The organism is Streptomyces sp. CBMA123 (genome assembly GCF_014596465.1).
Classification (GTDB): Bacteria; Actinomycetota; Actinomycetes; order Streptomycetales; family Streptomycetaceae; genus Kitasatospora.
Genome location: NZ_MECK01000325.1, coordinates 1 through 5,346 on the forward strand (window position 1 = coordinate 1; position 5,346 = coordinate 5,346).

4 protein-coding genes are annotated in these 5,346 nt (G+C 74.8%); 2 read left to right on the forward strand and 2 right to left on the reverse strand.

All coding sequences use genetic code 11. From position 1 onward, the window contains the following. Nucleotides 1–1,172: DUF4192 domain-containing protein (locus tag BG452_RS29195; protein WP_188307355.1), on the reverse strand; the 1,172-nt coding region annotated here is incomplete at its 3' end. A gap of 229 nt (nt 1,173–1,401) precedes the next feature. Here BG452_RS29195 and BG452_RS29200 point away from each other — a divergent pair. Both BG452_RS29200 and BG452_RS29205 read left to right on the forward strand, forming a co-directional pair. Further along, complete coding sequence (locus BG452_RS29200) at nt 1,402–3,597, forward strand: RecQ family ATP-dependent DNA helicase (protein ID WP_188307356.1); 2,196 nt, start codon at nt 1,402–1,404, stop codon at nt 3,595–3,597. Nucleotides 3,598–3,963: 366 nt separating this feature from the next. Then, complete coding sequence (locus tag BG452_RS29205; RefSeq protein ID WP_188307357.1) at nt 3,964–4,683, forward strand: hypothetical protein; 720 nt, start codon at nt 3,964–3,966, stop codon at nt 4,681–4,683. A 170-nt stretch (nt 4,684–4,853) separates the two neighbouring features. Here the strand turns inward: BG452_RS29205 and BG452_RS29210 are convergent. Further along, nucleotides 4,854–5,346: hypothetical protein (locus tag BG452_RS29210; protein ID WP_223242893.1), on the reverse strand; the 493-nt coding region annotated here is incomplete at its 5' end.

Consider the following 5,346-nt stretch of genomic DNA (forward strand, 5'->3'; position numbering starts at 1 on the left):
GGGCCCTGATCGGGCGCCGGCACCGGGGCCGGCTCGCCGTCGGGCCCGGGCTTGGGCGCGGACCCGGGCTGCGAGGCGACCGTTCGCCCCTCGCGTCGCCGCCGCTGGGCGTCGACCGCGGACAGCAGCGGCCCGGGCGTCATGCCGTCGTTCATCGACTCGTACAGCAACTCGGCCAGCAGGTAACCCGGGGAGAGCCGAAGGACGTGACCGAGCACCACCCGGGCGGTGGCCATGTCCCCCGCGACCCAGGAGGCCCAGGCCAGCAGGGTGAGCGGGGCCACCGCACAGCCCTCGTACGGTGGCACGGCCCGCCGGGCGAGGAAGCGCCAGAGCCGCTCGGCGGGGGCGAGCTCGTCGGGGCGGACGTACTCGACGCCGCGGTCCCTGGTGAGGCGGTCCCGCAGGGCGAACAGCAATCGGGCCGTCCGCTCCTCGTCGAGCTCCCGGGCACCGGCCGCGAAGTCGGCGAAGGCCTGTTCCAGCAGATCGAGGCCCTGCTCCCGGGAGACCGCCCCCGCGAGGGGCTCGGCGCGGGCCAGCGCCTCGCGCTGCGGGGCGTCCTCCGGCGGGCCGACCGGGGCCAGGCCGCCGACGATCGCCCTCCGGCTGCCGCGCGGCACCAGGCCTGCCACCGTCGCGGCGGCGGCCGCCGGCCCCGGGTCGGGCCCGCGTCGCACCGGATTGCCCGCCGGATCGCAGCAGCCCTCCCGGCGGCAGAGGAAGGACCACCAGCGGCCGTCCGAGACGCACAGCGACTCCTTGACCGCCACTCCCCTGCGCCCGAAGGCCGCGCGCAGGTGGTCGGCCAGCGGCCGCAGACCCTCCGCCGGCGGCGGGGCGTGCGCCGTGACCGAGTCCTGGCAGAGGTAGAGGAGCACTTCGAGCGGTCGGCTGCCGTGCCGCTCGGAGAGGGCGACCAGCAGGGCGGCCGTCTCCTCCGCGGCGGCCGGCCAGTCCGCGGACGAGACCGGGAGGTCCGCCCGGATGACCCCGCCCTGGTGCAGGTCGGGACCCTGGAGACCGACCGCGACGATGCTGTCGTCGGGGTAGAACCCCAGGAGGTAGGGCAACAGTTCGGCCATGTCGGCCGGACCGCGCATGACGACGGGCCGCTGCTCTGAAGCCGGGCCCAGGGACAGGATGACGTGGTCGTTGTTCATCGCGTTCATGGCCGTAAGCGTGGGCGCTATCCGACAACGACTCCGGAACTTTCCTCTTTCCTGTGGATAACTCGGCCCCCGAATTTCCGTTCACTCATTCGGCGCACGCGACACTCACCGCAGAGAGTGGATTTTGGCGACCGTTCAGCGGATCAGCGGATGAAATACACTCCGTCTTCCGCTTCGCCGCCCAGGCCGCATTCGCCCCTTGTCGGCGCCATGGGGTTACATCGACGCCATGAAGCAGCCCGACATCCACACCACCGCCACCGCCGACCGCGCCGAGGTCCGGGCGCGGGCCGAGGCCGTCCTGCGTGAGCTGGCCGGCCCCGCCGCCAGCCTGCGCGAGGACCAGTGGACGGCCATCGAGGCCCTCGTGGTCGACCACCGCCGCGCCCTGGTCGTCCAGCGCACCGGCTGGGGGAAGTCCGCGGTCTACTTCATCGCCACCGCACTGCTCCGCGCCCGCGGCGCCGGGCCGACGGTGATCGTCTCCCCCCTGCTCGCCCTGATGCGCAACCAGGTCGAGTCCGCGGCCCGGGCCGGCATCCACGCCCGGACCATCAACTCGGCCAACACCGAGGAGTGGGACGAGATCCAGGCCGAGGTCGCCGCCGGGAAGGTCGACGTCCTGCTGGTCAGCCCCGAGCGGCTGAACAACCCGGACTTCCGCGACCAGGTGCTGCCCAAGCTGGCCGCCTCCACCGGCCTGCTGGTGGTCGACGAGGCCCACTGCATCTCCGACTGGGGCCACGACTTCCGCCCCGACTACCGCCGGCTGCGCACCATGCTCGCCGACCTGCCGCCGCGCGTCCCGGTGCTGGCCACCACCGCCACCGCCAACGCCCGGGTCACCGCGGACGTCGCCGAGCAGCTCGGCACCGGCACCACCGACGAGCACGCCCTGGTGCTGCGCGGTCCGCTCGACCGGGAGAGCCTCACCCTGGGCGTGCTCGCCCTGCCCGATCCGGCGCACCGGCTCGCCTGGCTGGCCGACCACCTCGACCGGCTCCCCGGCTCGGGCATCGTCTACACCCTGACGGTGGCCGCCGCCGAGGAGGTGACGGCCTTCCTGCGCGAGCGCGGCTTCCCGGTCGCCTCCTACTCCGGCCGCACCGAGGACGCCGAGCGCCGCACCGCCGAGGCCGACCTGCTGGCCAACCGGGTCAAGGCGCTGGTCGCCACCTCCGCGCTCGGCATGGGCTTCGACAAGCCCGACCTCGGCTTCGTCGTCCACCTGGGCTCGCCCAGTTCGCCGATCGCCTACTACCAGCAGGTCGGCCGGGCCGGCCGCGGCGTGGACCGGGCCGAGGTGCTCCTGCTGCCCGGGCGCGAGGACGAGGCGATCTGGCGCTACTTCGCCTCGCTCGCCTTCCCGCCCGAGGAGCAGGTGCGGCGCACCATCGACGCGCTCGCCGAGGCCGGCCGCCCGCTCTCCACCGCCGCCCTGGAGCCCCGGGTGGACCTTCGCCGGGCCCGGCTGGAGACCATGCTCAAGGTGCTGGACGTGGACGGCGCCGTCCGCCGGGTCAAGGGCGGCTGGACGGCCACCGGGCAGAGCTGGGCGTACGACACCGCCCGCTACGCCAAGGTCGCCGCCTCCCGGGAGGCGGAGCAGCGGGCGATGCGCGACTATGCGGCGGCCACCGGCTGCCGGATGGAGTTCCTGCGCCGCCAGCTGGACGACGAGCAGGCCGCGCCGTGCGGGCGCTGTGACAACTGCGCGGGCCCGCTGCACACCCCGGAGGTCTCCGCCGAGGCGCTGGCCGCGGCCCGGGCCGCGCTCGGCCGCCCTGGTGTGACCTTCGAGCCGCGCCGGCTCTGGCCGACCGGGATGGACGCGCTCGGGGTGCCGCTGAAGGGCCGGATCCCGGCCGGCGAGCAGGCGGAGACCGGCCGGGCGCTCGGCCGGCTGTCCGACATCGGCTGGGGCAACCGGCTGCGCACCCTGCTCGCCGAGCAGGCGCCGGACGTACCGGTGCCCGGTGAGGCGGTGGACGCGCTGGTGGCGGTGCTGGCCGACTGGGCGCGCGGCCCGGGCGGCTGGGCCGGGCCCGCGACGGCGGAGGGCACCCGGCTGGAGCGGCCGGTCGGCGTGGTGACCATGGCGTCCTCGTCCCGCCCCCAGCTGGTCGGCAGCCTCGGCGCGCGGATCGCCGAGATCGGCCGGCTGCCGCTGCTCGGCCGGATCGAGTACGCGGGCGGGCTGCCGCCGCGCGGGGCCCGCAGCAACAGCGCGCAGCGACTGCACTCGCTGGCCGGGGCGCTGGTCCTGCCGCCGGAGCTGGAGCAGGCGGTGGCGGCGGCCGGCGGGCCGGTGCTGCTGGTGGACGACCTCGTGGACTCGGGGTGGACGGTCACCGTGGCCGCCCGGCTGCTGCGCCGAGCGGGAGCCGGCGCGGTGCTCCCGCTGGTCCTGGCCGTGCAGGGGTGAGCCGGCGACGGGTGGCCGCCGCGCTCAGGACCACCTTCACTCGAATGGCCTAACGGAAAGGAGCTGACAGGGCGATTTCGATCACACCGGAGATCCGACCCGAGAAAGGAGTGCCCACCATGTCGACGACGGTCCACCACGCCCTTCACCCAGTGTGGATCAAGGTCGAACGGCGCCTGAACCCCACTCGGGCCGCCGTGGAACATATCCGGCAGAACATGGGCTATCGGGTGACGTTCATCATTTCATCATTGCCGCTCCGGCCCCGTTGCCCCGAGAATTGGGAAGTACCCGAAATCCGGTCCGCTGGGCCCGCCCTTCGGCGTACCCAGGCACCCGCCTGCCCACGGGCCAGGAAGGAGGATCGTGATCAACGGTATCGACCGAGGTCAGCATCTCCTCTCCGGGAGTCCGGCACCCAGACGGCTGCTGGACCTGGAGACCTGGACCGCCTCGGGGATCCCGTTGCTGCGCGATCCGCGCGAGTTCGTCCTGGAACTGCACCAGCGCCACCTGCCCCAACCGGGCACAGTCGTGGTGGCCGTCCTGGACGCGCTCCACCACGTCACCGCCTCGGCCTCGTTCACGCCCTGGCCGCACGACACCGACGGCTGGCAGCACCGGAACGGCCTGCTGGCGCACCTGCGCCGGATCACCCCGCACGACCTGCGACTGCCCGAACCGCACCGGACGGCCGTGCTGCTGCGCTGCCGTGAGGGCGCACCCGGCTGGACGGAGCAGGACGGCGCCTGGATGTGGGCACTGCGGGACGCGACCGGGCTGCACGGGCTGCGCTGCGGCTCGTACATCGGGCTCACGCCGACGGGCTGGCAGATCCTCGGAGACGGACGGGGCGGGCGCAATCCACACGCGGGTTCGTGGGCGGACGGGCCTGTGCACACCGTGACGGAGCTGCCGCCGCGGTCGGTGCTCGACGACGCCCCGCGCAGCCAGCGCGCCCGGCAGCAGGCGGCCGAACAGGCCAAGCGGGTCGACGCTCCGCAGCGCACCCCGCAGGCCGAGCCGCCACGGATCCCCGCGCGGATCGCGGCCGTCGAACCGGGCCGCCGCACCGGCACGCGCTGAGCGGCCCCGAACGGCCGTCACGGGCAGCGGTGTTCCGGTGCCGGCAGGCGCCGAACGCTTCGACGGGCAAGCCCGGGCAACGGTCAACCGGCCAGCGCACCGCGGACGGACTCCGGGCCCGGCACCGTACGGCACTGGGCCCGGAGTGAGGACGGTTGTCGGGCTTCCGGTCAGGCCTTGACCGGGCGCCCCGGTGCGGCTCCGGCCGCCCCCGAGGCAGCCGGGCCGGCGTCTCCGCACACCACCAGTAGGGCGTTCGCGCGGCCGAGCGCCTCGGTGTACGCCTCGGCAGCCCGGGCGGGCGAACCGCCGTTGACCACCAGGACGACCACCTCGCGGCGGACCGGCCGGGTCAGCACGGCGTCGGCGTAGAACACGTCCCCGCCGTCGGCGAGTTGCGCCCAGTAGCGCTCCTCGCCGAAGGAGAGCTCGTGCTGCTGCCAGGGGTGCGGCCCGCCGACGGTGAGCACCAGGACGTCGCCCGGGTCGCGGCCCGAGTCCAGGAGCAGGTCGACCGCCTCGTCGGCGCGGTCCAGTGCCTCGGCCGGGGTGGCGGCGATGCGCTGGACCTCGATCCGCGGCGTGGCGGGGGCCGGGCGACGCGGCGCCGGACCGGGCTTGGGGATCAGGCGCGGCGAGCCCGGGCGGCCGGCACGCGGCGGT

Excerpts from the sequence above, each read along its gene's own strand:
- BG452_RS29200 (WP_188307356.1), top strand. The coding sequence starts at position 1,402 with ATGAAGCAGCCCGACATCCACACCACCGCCACCGCCGACCGCGCCGAG.